The following is a 16,770-nucleotide window of genomic DNA, read 5'->3' on the forward strand; positions in this document are numbered from 1 at the left end:
AATCACTGCATTTCAGCGATTTCAGCACGACCGCGTCATTCGGACTTCAAGGGTTCAGCTCGAATCCCGCGCGCTCTGGGACATGTATCATGCCGAGGACGCGATCGCGCGCGATGTAAGGCGCCAACAATATCAGGAGCGCACGGCCGAAGACTATTACCGGTGTTTGAACTGGCTCTGGCAGCCGATCGCGATGCCAAGGCGTGAATATCGGCTTCAACAGATCGGCGAGCGACCTTAGCTTCGATGGTGCGAACATCTGGGCGCACCCATCAAACGACTTTGAGGCAAATCTCGAAGCTCACCGCCGCGACTGCGAAGCTTCGTTTCCATGGAAGTTCGCAACTTTCCCGGGCTTGTCGAGAAGGCCTTCATCGCGCGGGCAAACTACCCGGAAGAGGCCATTATCATCGAGTCGGCAGGCTCCGTCTGATCGCAATAGTTTGCCGCGACTGGCCTGCAGTTGCAGTGACGACGCAGGATGTGGTGAGACGCGATGGCCCGCATGCAGCGACGTGAGTCACAGACTTGAATTCGAGTGCCAGACGAAAATCCGGAAATTGCCGGGCCAGCCGACCCCAGGACAATTGAAATTTCTCCCGATAATTCTATAGTTTGGCCGGAAACGCACGAATGCACGCCAACGTGCATCGGGGGACAAGCATGGAACTGATAAGGTTTCGCGAATTCTCGCCAGATGTTTATCGCGAGTATCCTCTCGATGAATGGTCCAGCTCACTCCGCTCGGTCTGTGGGAATTTTCAATCCAAACCCTGTGACGGAATGCGCGGCGTGACTGGGCGGGTGCACCCCTCCAAGGCGGGTGGGATCGAGTTGGTGCAGGTGGCAAACGACCTTGCAACCATCCAGCGGAATCTCGACGACATCCGCAAGGATTACGGCGAACATCTTTTCCTGCTGCTCCAAATCGAAGGCGAATGCGGCATCGAACAGTTAGGACGGCAGACTATTGTTGCGCCTGGCGACTGCGTTTTGGTCGATTCATCGAGCCCCTCGACCTTCCACTTTGGAGGGAAGTTCTCCAATCATCTATCCGTGCATCTGCCGAGGCAGATATTCCTTTCCGATCGGACGACGCGAGTAGACGTTTCGCGACGTGTAGAAGCCGACGATCCGATGTCATCGATTCTGCGAGGCTTAGTCGCGAAGTTGATGAAGACTGATAGCGGCGACAAGCGAGCGCCAGAACTGCGTGAATTGCTGTTCAGTGCAACGCGTCAGGCGTTTGCGTCCGACGACGCTGACGATTTATCTCTACATAGTGATTGCGGCTACCATCGCATCGAGATCGTACAGATTCTGATCGATCGCCACCTGACGGAGAAAAAACTCACGCCGCAATGGCTGGCCAACCGCGTCGGCGTTTCTTTGCGGACTTTGCAAGGCGACTTCAGTGTACTTGGCACTACCGTCAACTCCCTTATCCGCATGCGCCGCCTCTACTACGCACGCGATCAGCTCAGCCTCGTTCGCAGCGGTAACGATACCACGATCGCCGAGGTCGCATACAATTCCGGTTTCAACGATATTTCTTACTTCAACCGTTGTTTTAGGAAGATATTCTCCTGTACTCCGAAGACCATCGTTCGGCCGGAGAATTCCGTTGGTCTAAGTTGAGGTGCGTGCCTTCAAGCAATGAGATTCTGTAGAATTCGGGCGCGCGTCCGCGCAGCGCCCTGTCGAGTTAGCCTGTGAAGGCCGGGCATTGCGTGTTTGTCCAATTCGGTCTGCGCCAGAATCCAAGACAGGCGGAAGGTAATGCTCTTTCCTAGTTCGAAATCTTTAGGGAGGAGTATCGCTGATGAAACCGTTCGGACTCATCGTAGGTGGCACGTCGGTCGAAGCCGTTCGGTACAGCGAAGTGCGCAATCCTGCTACAGGTGATGTCGTCGGACTTATGCCGCTCGCGAGCCTCGCCGATTTAGACATGGCCGTTCTGGCAGCGACAAGCGCATTCGAAAGCTGGAAGAATGTCCCGGGACCCGACCGGGCCGACGCTTGCCGACGGATAGCCGCCGCGATTGAACACAATGGTGAAGAGCTTGCGAAGCTTCTGACGCTCGAACAGGGCAAGCCGCTGGGTGGCCTTGGATCGCGGTTCGAGATCGGCGGCGCCGTGGCCTGGACGCGCCATACTGCCGAGATCGAATTGCCGGTCGAGGTACTACAGGACAGTCCGGAAGGGCGGGTCGAGCTACACCGCAAACCGATCGGCGTAGTCGGCTCAATTACTCCGTGGAACTGGCCGGTGATGATTGCCTGCTGGCACATCATGCCGGCAGTACGTGCGGGCAACACGGTTATTATCAAGCCGTCACCCAACACCCCGCTGTCCACGATCCGTCTGGTCGAAATCATCAACGAGGTGCTGCCTCCGGGCGTCGTTAACGTCATCACCTGCGAAAATGATGTCGCTGCGGCGATGTCTCGGCACCCAGGAATCGGCAAAATAACCTTCACGGGGTCTATCGCGACCGGCCGAAGAATCATGGAGAGCGCTGCTCCCTCGCTCAAGCGGCTCACGTTGGAGTTGGGCGGCAACGATGCTGGCATCGTTCTTCCGGATGCCGATCCCAAGGCTATCGCCGAAGGCCTGTTCTGGGGATCGTTCATCAATTCGGGTCAGACCTGCGCGTGTCTCAAGCGGCTCTACGTTCACGACAGCATCTATGACGACGTATGCCGCGAGCTCACTGCCTATGCTAGTGCGGTCCCTGTCGGTGACGGCCTGCTGGAAGCGTCGGCGCTTGGCCCACTGCAAAACCGGATGCAGTTCGACATTGTTTCCTCTTACGTCGAGGAAGCCCGCGCCAAGGGCGGGCGAATTCTGCTGGGCGGTAATCCCGACGGAGGACGCGGCTTTTTCTACCCGGTAACCCTTGTCGCCGATGTCGATCATGGTTGCCGACTCGTCGACAATGAACAGTTTGGTCCTGCGCTGCCGATCATCCGTTACCACGACGTCGCGGAAGTCGTCGCGAAAGCCAACGACAGCCCCACGGGTCTTGGCGGGTCGGTTTGGGGTAGCAACCTCGATCAGGCCAAGGCGGTCGCCAGCCAGCTCGAATGCGGAACGGTTTGGATCAACAAGCACGGGGCGATTCAGCCCAATGCTCCCTTCGGAGGGGTCAAGCAATCGGGCTTCGGTGTCGAATTCGGCGCCGAAGGGCTGAAGGAATTCACCACTGCCCAGACTGTGTTCTGCTGACCAAGCAGAGTCTGACGGAAGTTAAGGGTAAGCTTTCCGGGGGAGGGAAATGACGACAGGGTTCGACTACATCGTCGTGGGCGGCGGTTCGGCGGGTTGCGTGCTCGCCGCGCGCCTATCGGAAAATTCGGCCAACAGGGTGTTGCTGATCGAAAGCGGCGGCAAGGATACTAATCGTTACATCCATATCCCGGCCACCTTCTTCAAGGTGATCGAGAAGGGCGTGGACGTCCATTTCTACGCCTCGGAAAACGAGAAGGGGTTGAACGGGCGGCCGTGCATCGTGCCGCAGGGCAATGTTCTGGGCGGTGGCAGTTCGATCAACGCGATGATTTACGTCCGCGGGCAAAGGCAGGACTACGACACCTGGGCGCAAATGGGTTGCCGCCATTGGTCCTACGACAAGGTGTTGCCGGCATTTCGCGCCCTGGAAGGAAATCAGCGCCTTTCAGACGAATTCCATGGTGCAGATGGGCCTTTGAAGGTCTCCGACCGCGGCTACGGACACCCGATTTCTTGGGCCTTCATCCGCGCCGCGCAGGAAGCGGGCCTGCGCTACACGGAAGACTTCAACGGCGCACACCAGGAAGGCGTTGGCTTTTACCAGACCTGCACGCACGAGGGACGCCGCCGGTCGTCCGCCGCGAGCTTTCTGCGCGATGCCGAAGGCCGCGCGAACCTCGCCATACTAACCGGTAGGCGTGTGCACAAAGTGCTTTTCGAGGGCAGGCGCGCGATCGGCATCGTTCTCGAAACCGGCGAGGTCTATAGTGCAGGCCGGGAAGTGATCCTTTCGGCCGGCGCCATTGCTACGCCGAAGATCCTGCAGCTCTCGGGCATCGGTGAAGCCGCCCACCTCAGAGGCCACGGTATCGAGGTGGTCGCGGACCTGCCGGGAGTTGGGGAGAATTACCAGGATCATCTTGAGGCAACGGTTCAAGCCGAGATCAGCATCCTCTCGCTGTTCGGACAGGACAAGGGACTGATCGGTGCGAAGCACATGCTGCAGTACGTGCTGACCAAGACCGGCCTCTTGACATCCAACGTGGTCGAATGCGGCGGCTTCGCCGATACGTCCGGCACCGGCTTGCCTGATGTGCAGTTTCACGTTTTGCCGACTTTTATCGGTTTTGCGGAACGTCAGCAGGAGCCTGGACACGGGATTTCGATCGGACCGTGCTTTCTTCGACCGCAGTCGCGCGGAACCGTCAAGCTGCGCTCGGCCAATCCAAAGGATCCGGCCCTCTTCAACTCTAACGCTCTATCCAACCCCGCGGACGTCGAGACGTTGGTCCGCGGGGTTGAACTGGCCATCAGGATCGTGGAGGCGCCATCGCTTGCGCGCATCGTCAAGCGGCGAGCGCTGCCGAAGCCCGGGGTCGAAAAGGATCCACAAGCTTTGCGGGACTATGTCCGCTCCGTATCCAAGACTGTCTTTCACCCGGCAGGCACGGCGAAGATGGGAGCGCCAGACGATCGCATGGCGGTCGTGGGCGAAGATCTGAAGGTGCGCGGTCTCGAAGGGTTACGCGTGGTCGACGCGTCGGTCATGCCGACGCTCGTCTCGGGCAACACCAATGCGCCCACCATCATGATCGGCGAGCGCGGCGCCCGATTTATTCTGGGCAAGGAAAAGGCGGCTTGAGAGATCCCAGATAATGAGAGATCCCAGATAAAGGATCATTGCAACACGCATCCGGAGGCAGGGCATCCGCATGGTGTCAACGAGCCGATCGCGATTTCCGGCCGCAAAGTGACGGTGAAGTCGGCCTTCGGATTGCGTGCCGGAGTCAGGTGCGGCGGTCGTCCCTACGATTGTGCGGCGCTGACCCTACTCGCCGGAGGCTCCTGCGTGGCGAGCCAACCCGCCAAGGGTCCGTGGGAAAAGACTAGCCATCGTGTCCGGCTTCTATCTGGCGCAAGTAGCTGGCGGCAGCCGATTATTTGACCCGCTTGGCGCAGATCCATATCGTGCGGAAAAACTAACAATGGCGGCAGGCTCTGCCGATACCAAGGGAGGGGAAGGATGCAATTGCATGGAGTATTGCGAAGTGCGCCGGTAACGACCTTCGACACCCGGGTTGTCCCGCCCACCCATCGGATCTCGTATTGGGAGGAACAGTGCGGAGAGTACGTGGTCGGCCTGACTTGCTCGAGCATGGAAGCGGAGGGCCTCCAGGCCAGATTTCAATATGTTGACCTCGGCGCCATCAAGCTTGTTGATATCACCGGGCATCAGCACGTGGTGGAGAGATTGCCTGTCCATTTGAGGACGAGAGAGAAAGACTCGGTATTCCTGACGCTGCTTATGCGCGGTGCTGCGTTCGTAAACCGCGCCAATGAGTGTGTGCTTCTGAACGAGGGCGATGTGGTACTTTACGATACTAACCGCCCGTACATGCATGGCTTCCCTGGATTCATGCGTCACGTCATGTTTGAGGTTTCCGGCAACGAGTTCAGGCAACGCTTTCCGGGTTGGGACCTCCGTGCCGCCCGCCGGTACGACGGGGCCATCGGTGCAGGTCGGCAAATCTCCACGTCGCTGCGGCAAATCATAACGCACTATAGTCCTTTTAGTGGAACGGCGGTCGGCGCCACGGAGATTGAAGAAAAGATCTGGAATGTTTTGCGCATGGCTCAGGGTCTCTCACGAGGCGCGGAGCGGTCAACGTATCACTCCTTGGTAATGGATCGAGTTCACCAATTCATCGCAGCGAATCTCCGAGATCCAAAATTATCGCCTGAGATGATCGCAAAGCACGCCGGCATCAGTGTCCGGCAGCTCAACAGACTTTTTGCCGGGGAGCCAGACACCCTGTTCGCCCACATCTTCGCTATGCGTTTGGATGCGTGCCGCACGGACCTCCGGCGGCGGGATACGGAGCAGGCAAGCGTTTCCGAAATTGCATATAGCTGGGGCTTTCGCAATATCTCGCACTTCTCGCGGAATTTCCGCGAGCGCTTTGGCTGCACGCCGTCGGAATCGAGAGCACGATAGCTACTCGGTGGCTTCAATCGAATCACGAATCGTCGTCCTTGCAAATTGATAGAGCGGCGACTAGTTGGGTGATGAGAGTGCCTGATACGTCAGGTAACGAACCTTATTCCGATAGAAAGTAACAGTGGAAAAAGGAACCTGAACCATCATGATTATGATGAGCTGCTGCTTCGGATCGATGAAGAACGTCGCGCCGGATGAGCCAGTCCAATAAAATGACCCCGTTGATCCGGGCAATGGATTTTGCCCGGTTTCAGTGCGCACCGCGAAACCCAACCCAAAACCTTGCCCCATCGCCGGTGTCGGCGCGATATCTTCAAATAGCCGCGGCGTAATGGCCGAGTATCCGATCCCCGGCTTCAGCGCATTAGACGTCTTCAAGTTGATGGTTGACTGCGAAAGCAGGTTCGTGGTGCCGAGTTTGCCACCGTGCAACAGCATCTCGCAAAAGAGAAGGTAGTCGGACGCGGTAGACACACCGCCACTGCCGCCAGAGAACAACTTCGGCTTCTGCGTCGCGTCGAACATCGGAGGCCGCTTTCCGGTCGCCGAATCAATCTGCGGCTGTGCGAGCCGGTCGCGATCGGTCTCACGCACGTAAAAGCCTGTCGAAGACATGCCAAGGGGCTTTGTGATGCGCTCTTCGATGAAGCGGTCTAGGTCCATTCCAGAGACGACTTCGATGATCCGGCCGAGGACATCGACCCCCGCGCTATATTCCCAAACCTCGCCCGGCTGGTTGGCAAGGGGGAGCTTGGAGATCTTCGTTACCATCTCGGCCAGTGTTGTATTGCGATCGAGAACGTTTGCTTCCCGATAGGCATCCGAGACTGAGCCGTTGCCAACAGGAGGCGGATAAACGAGACCGGCAGTGTGGCGAAGAAGGTCCTGAACCGTCATCGGCCGCGTCTGAGGCTGCATGATAGCTTCCTTCTTGCCGGTGGCAGGATCGATCTGTTCGACACGAACCTGCAGATCCTTAAATTCCGGAAGGTAGTTCGACACTGGCGCACCGATATCCAGTTTGCCCTCCTCGACCAGCATCATGGCAGCTGCGCTGACGATCGGCTTGGTCATAGAGGCAATCCGGAAGATCGAATCCGTGGTCATTGCGGTCTTCTGCTCGCGGTCCCGAAACCCGAAGGCTCGGAAGTAGGCGACCTTGTCCTTGCGCGCGATCAGCACAACTGCTCCGGGAAGTTGCCCGCTATCGACATAGCCCTGGAAGGCCCGCGTCATTCGGTCCAGGCGGTCGGAATCAAATCCAAGCTTTCCGGTATCGCTCTCGGATTTCAACTGTTGAGCAAAAGCAGCGGCTGGAACGACTGCAGCCAACAAAGCGATGGCAAGTTGTCCATATAATTTCATGACGTTTCCCCTTCTATCGAATGCTTCACTTCAGCCGCGGCCCTATGGCCTAACCAGGACCTTCACATCTACTGTCTCCCGCGCCAGTCGGCCGAACCCTTCTTCCACGACCGCTTCCAGCGAGACCTGGCGCGTCACGATCTTGGACGGATCGAAAAGGCCGTTCGCCACCATCTCGATGAGATCCGGGAAAACATGGCGGTAACCGAGGCTTGAAATCAGATTGATCTCGCGGTTCACGAGACTGAATGCATCGATTGTCGGTCGATGACTGAAAAGTCCCACCAGAACCAGCCGACCTCCCTTCCGGACAGAGGCGTAGGCATCGTCAAGGGCCGCCTGCGCGCCGACGGCTTCGAAAGCGATATCGACCTCGCCAACGGCGTCGGCCAGCGTTTCCGTTTGGGCGTTCACCGTGTGAGTGGCGCCAAGCGCCAAAGCACGCGCGAGACGTTCGTCCGACAGGTCACTCACAGCAATCTGGCGCGCACCCGCTATTCGGGCCAGTTGGACGATAAGGAGTCCAATTGGACCTGCTCCCGCGACGGCACACCGCATCCCCGCGGAAAGCCCCCCTTGTCGGATCGCATGAAGCGCTACCGCCGCAGGTTCCAGCATCGCGGCCTGCTCGAAGCTCACTTGATCAGGCAGCGAGTGGGCCATGTACGCAGGCACAACCGCCTCTTCAGCCATCCCACCATCGCCCATAAGCCCGGCAAAGCCCATGAAGCGGCATTGATTGTATTCTCCTCTCAGACAAGCCGCACAGCGCCCGCAGCGGTATTCCGGCTCAACGACCACGCGTTGCCCGCTGCGAACAGTCGATACGTCGGGAGCAAGTTCAACCACGGTGCCGCAGAACTCGTGGCCTATGACGAGTGGCGCACGCCGTCCCGACAACGGATGTACGGCTACCGTGGGAATCGCATGCGGACCGTTTACATACTCATGCACATCGCTGCCACAGATGCCGCATGCCGCCACCCGGATGCGGATTTCGCCCGGTGCGAGCGGCATGCGTGACCTGGACTCGATCCGGATGTCGCGCGCGCCGTGCCAGACCGCGGCCACGAAGTGCTGATGGTCCAAGGTGCTTCTCACCGAAAGAGGCGATCGATGTAGTCCGCGCCGATGCCTACCTTGTCGTAGTGTTTCCGAGCGAGATCGATGTAGTCGTGCACATCGAAAGTGCCGGTACACTCGCCATTCTCGTCCAACCAGATCAGCGGACCGGTGACATTGAAGTGGACGCGCATGGGCTCATCGCTCTCATAAGCAACGAGCGTGTGCCCTTCACCAGGAGTTTCGTAGACGAAGTCTCCGGCTGTCGCAGTCCAGTCATGTTCAAGATATCCCCACTTCCCAGAGATGGTGTAGGCGAAGACTTCGTGTGGATGATAATGGCGGTTCACAAGGCCCGCCTTCTTTGCATACAGAATGTCGCACCATTTGTTCTTGCTCGGCGAAATCCAGAGCGGACGAGTGAACACGGTCTCGGTAAGAGGCACGTAATACCGCTCGTCCTCTATTGGCGCGTTCTTGATATAGATTTCGGGCTGCGCGTCCGGCCGAAAGACATTCGTGATCGGCTTGAGTTCTCGCCAGAATTCGTTCGTTGGAGCTTCGGGCATACTCTTCTCCGCGTGATTTAAAGCTTGGATGCCAGTCAGATTAGCAGGTCATCGGACCCGCATTTGTCCCAGAGGGACGTTCTGCTTTGGCAGGAAGGACAAAGCAGTATCTACGTCGCGACGAGCGTTACAGCCTGCGCTAGTGTGCCCTTGGCCTCATCGACAGATCATCGGCGTATAACGCTGGGCTCGAATGGGTGGTCATCGACAGGGAGGATCACGATGAAGAATATTGGAGAACGGCGGATATCACGCCGGACGGCGCTGGTGGGGCTCGGCTCGACCGCCGGCGCGCTCGCAGCTCCATCGATCTTGCGGGCACAGTCCTCCGCTACTATCCGCATCGGTTACGTAAGCCCTCAAACCGGGCAACTCGGCCAATTCGGCGAAACGGATGCCTACTCGCTGTCGTGGATCCGGAAATATCTGGCAAACGGAATAAAGATCAAGGATCGAACGTACCAGATCCAGATTCTCGATCGGGACGCGCAGTCTAACCCGAACAGAGCCGCGGAACTCGCTGGTGAGCTAATCCAGAACAAGGAGGTGCACCTGATCGTGCCGGCGTCGACGACGGACGTCACTTTGCCGGTGTCGGAGCAAGCGGAGTTATTCGGGACTCCCTGCATCTCATCAACCGCGCCATGGCAGGCCGTAGTCATGCCTCGCGGCGGCGGCAAGGCTCCCTTCAAGTGGACCTATCACTTCTTTTGGGGTCTAGAGGACATCATCGGTTCGTATGTCAATGTGTGGAAGTCGGCGAACTCCAACCGCAAGGTAGGTCTGCTGCTGCCTAAGAATACGGATGGGGAAGTGTGGGGAGACGAGAACATCGGCTTTCCGCCCGCGCTACGCAAGGCCGGCTTCGAAGTCATCGTCCCGAGCAAGTTTGAACCTCGCACCAACGACTTCACCGCACAGATATCGGCCTTTAAGGCGGCTGGATGCGAAATTCTCGGCGGCCTCGTTTTTCCGGGCGATCTGCGCACATGTATAATCCAGTGCTCGCAGCAGAACTTCCGTCCTCCCATCGTTACCGTCGCCGCCGGCCTGCTTTTCCCGTCCGCGGTCGAGGCATTGGGCTCTCTTGGAGAGGGCATGAGCACCGAAGTCTGGTGGACCCCCTCGTTTCCTTATCCCTCGTCACTGACGGGTGAGAGCTCTGCCCAGATCGCAGCAGCTTGGGAAGGCTCGACCGGCAAGCAGTGGACGCAACCGCTTGGCTACTCGCATGCTATCTGGGAAACCATCCTCGATACCCTCAAGCGCGCTACTGACCCACTCGATCGCGCTGCTATCCGCGACGCATTGAAGGCGACCGACCTGCAAACGCTTGTTGGACGCGTGAAGTTTGGTGATGGGCCCCATCCGAATGTCTCCAAGACGCCCATATTGGGAGGCCAGTGGGTCAAAGGAACGAAGCGGCCCTTCGACCTCAAGATCGTGGAGACTGCACTTTATCCAATCATGAAAGCCGAGAAATCACTGGAGCCGTTGCCTTGGAAGGGGTGACGACGAAGGTTTCGGAGCACCGCGGTAATGCGGTCCTCCTTTCGGCGCGAGGCCTCTCGAAGTCGTTCGGGGCGTTAAGGGTCGTGACAGATCTCGATTTCGAGGTGGCGGATCGAGAACTGGTTGGTGTGCTCGGGCCTAATGGCGCTGGCAAGACGACCTTGTTCAACTTGATAAGCGGCGATCAGCGGGCCGATACGGGTCACCTCCTGCTGGGAGGTCAAAGCCTGGCGGGAGTTCCTCCCCACATCAGGGCGCGCCGCGGAATAGGGCGCACCTACCAGATACCACGCCCCTATGCGGGGATGACGACGTTCGAAAACCTGCTCGTTGCAGCAATGTTCGCGGGTGGACGAAGCGAACGAGCTGCGTATGCGGAATGCGCGGAGATACTTGACGAATGCGGACTTTCGGAACGTGAAAACCAGCCGGCGGGCTCTCTGACGCTTCTCAACCGCAAGCGCCTTGAACTGGCGCGCGCGCTCGCGGGCAAGCCGCGATTGCTGCTGCTGGACGAAATCGCGGGCGGGCTTACCGAAGAGGAATCCGGACAACTCGTCGCGCTGGTCCGTCGCATCCGCGATCGCGGGATGACGATTGTCTGGATCGAGCATGTCCTGCACGCGATCATGTCCGTCGCGGACCGTATCATTGTCCTCAACTTCGGCCAGAAGATCGCTGACGGCGCTCCGAGCGACGTCATCACCGATCCCGAAGTACGCCGGGTGTATATGGGCATCGAGGCATGACCCGCCCTATTTTGGATGTGCGCGGCGCAAGCGGCGGCTACGGCGATTTCCAGGCCTTGTTTTCAGTCGACTTCGAGATTGCGCCCGGCGAGGTCGTCGCGCTGATTGGTGCCAACGGAGCTGGCAAGTCGACCTTGCTCAAAACTGTTGCAGGACTCCTGCCGGTTCGCGAAGGCAGTGTTGCCTTCGATGGAGAAGACATCTCGAATGTCCCCGCTCACAAGCTGGTCCGGAAGGGACTAGCCTTGGTCCCTGAGGGCCGTCGGCTTTTCGCCGGGATGAGTGTCGAAGACAACCTTCGCGTAGCCCTCGATCGGGCGTCCATGCCCGTGGCGCACGAGGGACGTTGGACGGTGGAGAGGTTATTCGCCTTGTTCCCTGTCCTTGCCGAGAAGCGACGAACAGACGTAGAGCGGCTTTCCGGGGGACAGCAGCAGTTGGTAGCGATTGGGCGGGCCCTCATGACCCAACCGCGCCTGCTGCTCTGCGATGAGATATCGCTCGGCCTCGCCCCGAAAGTTATACGGGAAATCTACGACCGGCTGCCCGAAATCCGGTCGACGGGCACCGCGATTGTCCTGGTCGAACAGGACATTGCCTTGGCCGCGGCTTCCGCCGACCGCATCTACTGCCTGCTCGAAGGACGCATCACGCTGACCGGCAAGGCGTCCGAGATCAGTCGCGAACAAATCGCGGCAGCATATTTCGGAGTCCACAAATGAACTGGGTCGATGCCTTTATACAAGGGCTGCTGCTGGGCGGACTGTACGCGCAGTATGCCATCGGCATGGCCCTCATGTTTGGAGTCATGCGGATCGTCAACATCGCCCACGGCGATCTCGTCATCCTGCTAGGCCTGACCGGTATTGCGATTGCCGCCTTGACGGGGGCTGAATCCGGACTGGTAGCGTTTCTTCTTGTGCCTCTCGGAGCAGTCATCGGCTGGCTGCTTCAGCGTGGCATCCTCAATCGGGTCGTCGGCGCCGATCCTCTGCCGTCTCTTATCGCCACCTTCGGTCTATCCATAGCGCTCCAGAATCTGATGCTCCAGATCTGGTCGGCCGATCCACGTTCAATGTCTGCCGGATCGATCGGCACGATGGCTGTTCCGGTCGGCCCAATCTACGTTGGCGTGCTGCCTGCGATCATCTTCGTCAGCGCTATAATCCTGACAGCCGGTCTTCACGGGCTTCTGAGGCATACGAGTTTCGGGCGCGCGCTCCGGGCAACCGCTGCCGACCGGGAAGCGGCAGCGCTTTCCGGCGTCGACACAAAAGGCGCATACGCATTGGCGACCGCGATCGCTGTAGCGATCCTCGGTCTCGCTGCAGTTTTTCAAGCGACTCGGACCAGCATTGCGCCCGCCGACGGCGGTTCTCAGCTCCTCTTCGCCTTTGAAGCGGTGATTATCGGCGGCATGGGTTCGATCTGGGGCGCATTTTGTGGTGCCTTGGTTCTCGGGGTGGCGCAGGTCGTCGGCTCTCGACTAGATCCCGGATGGGGGATTCTTCTTGGTCACATTGTCTTTCTGGTGGTTCTTGCGACACGTCCGCAAGGTCTCGGAGTGAGCTCGAGAGGAGCGGCATGAGCGGAGGCATGATCAATGTTGAGCGACAGACCTTTTCCGGGAGGATTGCCCTTACGGTCGGCGTAATCCTTCTCCTCACTCTTCCGTCGATGCCCTTCTGGGCCAGCTCCGGGCACATCCGCTGGGCCGTCGAGCTGAGCTGTCTGATCGCTATCGCGCAGATGTGGAATTTGCTTGCCGGGTATGGAGGCATGGTCTCTGTGGGACAACAGGCATTCATAGGTTGCGGGGGCTACGCGCTTTTCATTCTCGCCGGCAACCTCGGCGTCAACCCGTTCCTGGCCGTTCCGCTCAGTGTTGTTGTTCCGGTGTTAGTCGCTATCCCGGTTTATTATCTCCTTCAGAGGCTCGACGGACCCTATTTTGCGATCGGCACTTGGGTCGTGGCAGAGGCGCTCCGCCTCCTCGTTTCCAACATCGCCTACGTCAAGCGCGGTTCCGGATTGTCGCTGAGTGTGATGGCTCAATTTTCGCCGCATGAGCGGGAAATCGGCCTGACCGTCTTGAGCGCCTGCCTGCTTCTTGCGACGGTCGGCGGAACGTACGTGCTCCTGCGCTCACGTTACGGTCTGGCGCTCACGGCAATGCGCGACGATTCCGTGGCCGCTTCCAGTCAGGGAGTGGACGTTGCGAAGATGCGCTTCATCGTATTCCTCCTTTCGGCGGCTGGAACGGGTCTGGCCGGCGCTGTCTATTTCATGGCGCAGCTTCGCATCACACCTTCTTCGGGCTTCGACCCCAACTGGTCCTCGATCTGCATCTTTATCGTCATGGTCGGCGGCATCGGGCGCCTCGAAGGCCCGATCATTGGAGCGCTGCTGTATTTTTTTGCGACCCGCTTCTTCGGAGAGTACGGCGCCGCCTACCTCGTCGCTCTCGGGATCCTGACGCTACTCGTTGCCTTGCACGCTCCTGGGGGCATCTGGAACATCCTCACTCGCGTCAAGGACTGGCCGTGGTTTCCCGTGAGGCGGACCTTGGCGAGATGGTAATGGAACGTATATCGGAATGTGACTATCAGCGGAGCCCCCGCGTCGCGATCGGTGGCAAGCGCCACGCGATTGGCCGCACATCTTCGAACCGACGGTATTGGTGCAGGAGACAGCGGACACGTGATCTTCCGCGAGAGAAGACCTTTGGTCCTGTCGCGCCGGTTTTCCGGTTCAGGACCGAAGGGGAGGTGGTCGAGGGGTTCTTTTCCACGATTACACGTCGGAAAATTCGGCGTGGCGTTTTCAAATCCGTCGCCGATCTCGGAGGCCATCAACCGCTACATCAAGGCGCACAACAAAACGTCCAAGCCGTTCGAGTGGAGCGCATCGCCCGCGTCGATCTTCAAAAGCTCGCCCAAATCCCTGAACCATCCGAATGGGTCACTGGAATAGTGATCAAAATCACCATGCTTGGTACCCACCGGCAGAATGGCGTGAACCGCCCAACGTCGGACGCTCAGCTTGACGACACACGAGCCCGAAGGCGGTTGTCATTTGGGTCATCGGTGCGTTATGCCGAAGACGGCAGGCCTAGACGAGTCCGTTTCGGCCACTACATTGCGGCTTGGCATGTAAGGAGACAAGTATGGCTGACGCAGTGAAAGACGAACTTGCAGCGATCGAGGCGACAGCGGTTTCCTACCTGACCGCGTTCAATCGTGGCGACGTCGATGGGGTGTTGGCGGCCTATGCCGATGACGGCGTATTGATGGGTCCTGGTAAGCCAGCGGCAGTAGGCAAGGGAAGCCTTGCTATGGTTTACCCAGGCATATTCGAGGCAGCGAGCTTCGACATGAATTACGAGATTAAAGAGGTTGTTCAAACTGGCGCCGAATGGGGCTTTGTCCGAACGGCCACAGAAGGTACGGTAACCAACAAGGCAACAGGCCTCGCTACCCCTGCGACCTATCACGAGTTGTTTTTGCTTCGTAGATCGGCGGTAGGCGCGTGGCAGATTGCGCGATACTGCACCTCCAAAATCAGCTGATTAATCTGTCGCGCACAGGGCTGAACGACCGCCATCCGTTAGAAGCCGATCGTTCAGCCCGCCACACGTTCACTCGAACAAATAACTCGCCTTTGTAAGCCGCAACCCTAAACCGAACACATCGCTGCGGGCCAAGCCCAGTAGCGCGATCTTCCCCGGGTGCAGCAGGGTTTCGCGATGTCGGCTATTGCCATCTGCCTCGCCGGAAGCGGACCGTCTGCAATCCACCAGACCCGGGCGTTCGCGATTGTTCGATCGCGGGTACCAAGCGTGTGATTTTGATCACGGAGGCGGCCGCCCGCGTCGATCTTCAAAAAGCTCGCCCAAATCCCTGAATCATCCGAATGAGTCACTGCACTAGCATCTCCTGCTTGGTAATTCATACAGCTCATTTAAGCCACGCATTGAAGTTCTGCGCTGTCGCTATCGGAAATTGGTCCCGGCCGCCGGCGGACGGCCGTGGACCTCTCGATCGTGGCTTCGCTAACCCGCTCTTCATGAAGACCAGAGATGACGAGCACTCAGGACAGCAGCTGCCGTGCCACAATCAGGCGGTGAATCTGGTTGGTGCCTTCGAAGATCTGATTGATCTTCGCGTCGCGCATGAAACGCTCGACCGGAAAATCCTTCATGTATCCGGCGCCGCCGAAGATCTGCACGGCGTCGGTCGTGACCTTCATGGCCATGTCGCTGGCGAAGCATTTCGCCATCGAGGCCTTGGCCGAGAACGCCCGGAAGGCGGCATCGGACTCGAATCCAGCGTCCGCGATGCTGGCGCAGTCGTAGACCAGCGAACGGGCGGCTTCGATCTGAATCGCCATGTCCGCCAGCATGAACTGCAGGCCCTGGAATTCGGCGATCGCCTTGCCGAACTGTCGCCGCTCCTTGGCGTAATTGACGGCAGCGTCGAGCGCACCTTGGGCGAGGCCGACCGAAACCGCGCCAATGGTCGGCCGGTTCATGTCGAGAATGCGCATCGAGATCTTGAAGCCATCGCCTTCCTCGCCGACCCGGTTTTCAACCGGCACCTTTACATTTTCCAGATAGACTGGAGCATTCGGGATACCGTTGAGGCCGAGCTTGCGCTCGTTTTGGCCGATGGTAATGCCCGATGTCTTGGCATCCACGATGAACGCGCTGAGATTGCGGGTGCCTCCGCTGATGTCGCCGACACGCGCGAACACCATGATGTAGTCGGCCACCGGGGCGAAGGTGATGAAGCACTTCTCGCCGTTCAGGATGTAGGAGCCGTTATTGTCGCGAATGGCGCGCGTCTTCATGCTGCCGACGTCGGAGCCGGATTGCGGTTCGGTGATGGCGACCGCCGTCATCATCCGTCCCTTGGCAACTTCCGGGAAAAATCGCTGACGTTGCTCCTCGTTGCCGAATTGCATCAGCGGCACGATCATGGCGATGCCGTTCTGTCCGCTGATCAGGGCGATCGATTCCGACACCTTGGCGAATTCTTCCGCCGCGATGCAGACCGTGGTCAGGTTTGCGCCAGGGCCGCCATACTCTTCGGGAAGCCGAAGCTGCAGTAATCCCATATCGCCGAATTTCGGAACCAGTTCGGCCGGGAAGCGATCGTTGCGATCGACTTCATCAGCAATAGGGACAACCTCCTTGTCGATGAACCGCTTCAAGGTGTCACGAAACGCGATCTGGTCTTCGGTGAACTGCATGTCGGGTATCCATCAGCCTGCTGCGTGAGGGGT

At 58.7% G+C, this 16,770-nt stretch carries 15 protein-coding genes and 1 pseudogene; 12 read left to right on the plus strand and 4 right to left on the minus strand.

The genetic code is table 11. The features are described from left to right. The 5 genes from IVB32_RS41010 to IVB32_RS41030 all read left to right on the plus strand — a co-directional run. The coding region (locus IVB32_RS41010; protein WP_247413161.1) for a hypothetical protein at nucleotides 1-241 on the plus strand (241 nt) is incomplete at its 5' end. A gap of 422 nt (nucleotides 242-663) precedes the next feature. Beyond that, nucleotides 664-1,638, plus strand: coding sequence for a helix-turn-helix domain-containing protein (locus IVB32_RS41015; protein ID WP_247413162.1), 975 nt, complete (start codon nucleotides 664-666; stop codon nucleotides 1,636-1,638). A gap of 184 nt (nucleotides 1,639-1,822) precedes the next feature. After that, nucleotides 1,823-3,229, plus strand: coding sequence for an aldehyde dehydrogenase family protein (locus tag IVB32_RS41020; protein ID WP_247413163.1), 1,407 nt, complete (start codon nucleotides 1,823-1,825; stop codon nucleotides 3,227-3,229). A gap of 49 nt (nucleotides 3,230-3,278) precedes the next feature. Beyond that, nucleotides 3,279-4,874: a GMC family oxidoreductase N-terminal domain-containing protein gene (locus IVB32_RS41025; RefSeq protein WP_247368525.1), complete on the plus strand. Its 1,596-nt coding sequence runs from the start codon at nucleotides 3,279-3,281 to the stop codon at nucleotides 4,872-4,874. A gap of 381 nt (nucleotides 4,875-5,255) precedes the next feature. After that, nucleotides 5,256-6,227, plus strand: coding sequence for a helix-turn-helix domain-containing protein (locus IVB32_RS41030; protein ID WP_256466615.1), 972 nt, complete (start codon nucleotides 5,256-5,258; stop codon nucleotides 6,225-6,227). Nucleotides 6,228-6,287: 60 nt separating this feature from the next. Here the strand turns inward: IVB32_RS41030 and IVB32_RS41035 are convergent, their stop codons facing one another. Genes IVB32_RS41035 through IVB32_RS41045 form a run of 3 tightly spaced genes read right to left on the minus strand, consistent with a single transcriptional unit; the run spans nucleotide 6,288 to nucleotide 9,226 of the window. Then, nucleotides 6,288-7,595: a serine hydrolase domain-containing protein gene (locus IVB32_RS41035; RefSeq protein WP_247368520.1), complete on the minus strand. Its 1,308-nt coding sequence runs from the start codon at nucleotides 7,593-7,595 to the stop codon at nucleotides 6,288-6,290. Nucleotides 7,596-7,637: 42 nt separating this feature from the next. Then, the gene (locus IVB32_RS41040; RefSeq protein WP_247368517.1) at nucleotides 7,638-8,684 is read right to left on the minus strand and encodes a 2,3-butanediol dehydrogenase; all 1,047 of its coding nucleotides are present in this window, start codon (nucleotides 8,682-8,684) and stop codon (nucleotides 7,638-7,640) included. An 8-nt stretch (nucleotides 8,685-8,692) separates the two neighbouring features. Continuing rightward, nucleotides 8,693-9,226, minus strand: a complete 534-nt coding sequence (locus IVB32_RS41045; RefSeq protein WP_247368514.1) for a 2,4'-dihydroxyacetophenone dioxygenase family protein — start codon at nucleotides 9,224-9,226, stop codon at nucleotides 8,693-8,695. A 222-nt stretch (nucleotides 9,227-9,448) separates the two neighbouring features. Here IVB32_RS41045 and IVB32_RS41050 point away from each other — a divergent pair, with 222 nt between their 5' ends. From IVB32_RS41050 to IVB32_RS41080, 7 genes and pseudogenes are all read left to right on the plus strand, one after another. Continuing rightward, nucleotides 9,449-10,738 (plus strand): ABC transporter substrate-binding protein, encoded by a 1,290-nt coding sequence (locus IVB32_RS41050; RefSeq protein ID WP_247368511.1) that lies wholly within the window; start codon nucleotides 9,449-9,451, stop codon nucleotides 10,736-10,738. A gap of 83 nt (nucleotides 10,739-10,821) precedes the next feature. Continuing rightward, on the plus strand, nucleotides 10,822-11,487 hold the full coding sequence (locus tag IVB32_RS41055; RefSeq protein ID WP_247368508.1) for an ABC transporter ATP-binding protein: 666 nt from the start codon (nucleotides 10,822-10,824) through the stop codon (nucleotides 11,485-11,487). Further along, entirely contained in the window at nucleotides 11,484-12,209 is a 726-nt protein-coding gene (locus tag IVB32_RS41060; RefSeq protein ID WP_247368505.1) for an ABC transporter ATP-binding protein, read from the plus strand. The genes IVB32_RS41055 and IVB32_RS41060 overlap by 4 nt, the downstream gene beginning before the upstream one ends. Continuing rightward, entirely contained in the window at nucleotides 12,206-13,075 is an 870-nt protein-coding gene (locus tag IVB32_RS41065; protein ID WP_247368501.1) for a branched-chain amino acid ABC transporter permease, read from the plus strand. Before IVB32_RS41060 ends, IVB32_RS41065 begins: the two co-directional genes overlap by 4 nt. An 8-nt stretch (nucleotides 13,076-13,083) precedes the next feature. Beyond that, entirely contained in the window at nucleotides 13,084-14,067 is a 984-nt protein-coding gene (locus IVB32_RS41070) for a branched-chain amino acid ABC transporter permease (RefSeq protein WP_247368499.1), read from the plus strand. A 191-nt stretch (nucleotides 14,068-14,258) separates the two neighbouring features. Continuing rightward, nucleotides 14,259-14,444, plus strand: a pseudogene (locus IVB32_RS41075) (IS630 family transposase); the annotation flags it as partial. A 209-nt stretch (nucleotides 14,445-14,653) separates the two neighbouring features. Beyond that, nucleotides 14,654-15,055 carry an SgcJ/EcaC family oxidoreductase gene (locus tag IVB32_RS41080; RefSeq protein ID WP_247368497.1) on the plus strand — a complete coding sequence of 134 codons (402 nt, stop codon included), beginning with the start codon at nucleotides 14,654-14,656 and terminating at the stop codon, nucleotides 15,053-15,055. A gap of 521 nt (nucleotides 15,056-15,576) precedes the next feature. Here the strand turns inward: IVB32_RS41080 and IVB32_RS41085 are convergent. Continuing rightward, nucleotides 15,577-16,737, minus strand: coding sequence for an acyl-CoA dehydrogenase family protein (locus tag IVB32_RS41085; RefSeq protein ID WP_247413166.1), 1,161 nt, complete (start codon nucleotides 16,735-16,737; stop codon nucleotides 15,577-15,579). Nucleotides 16,738-16,770 lie beyond the last annotated feature (33 nt).

The organism is Bradyrhizobium sp. 23, from assembly GCF_023073295.1.
Lineage (GTDB): Bacteria > Pseudomonadota > Alphaproteobacteria > Rhizobiales > Xanthobacteraceae > Bradyrhizobium > Bradyrhizobium canariense_D.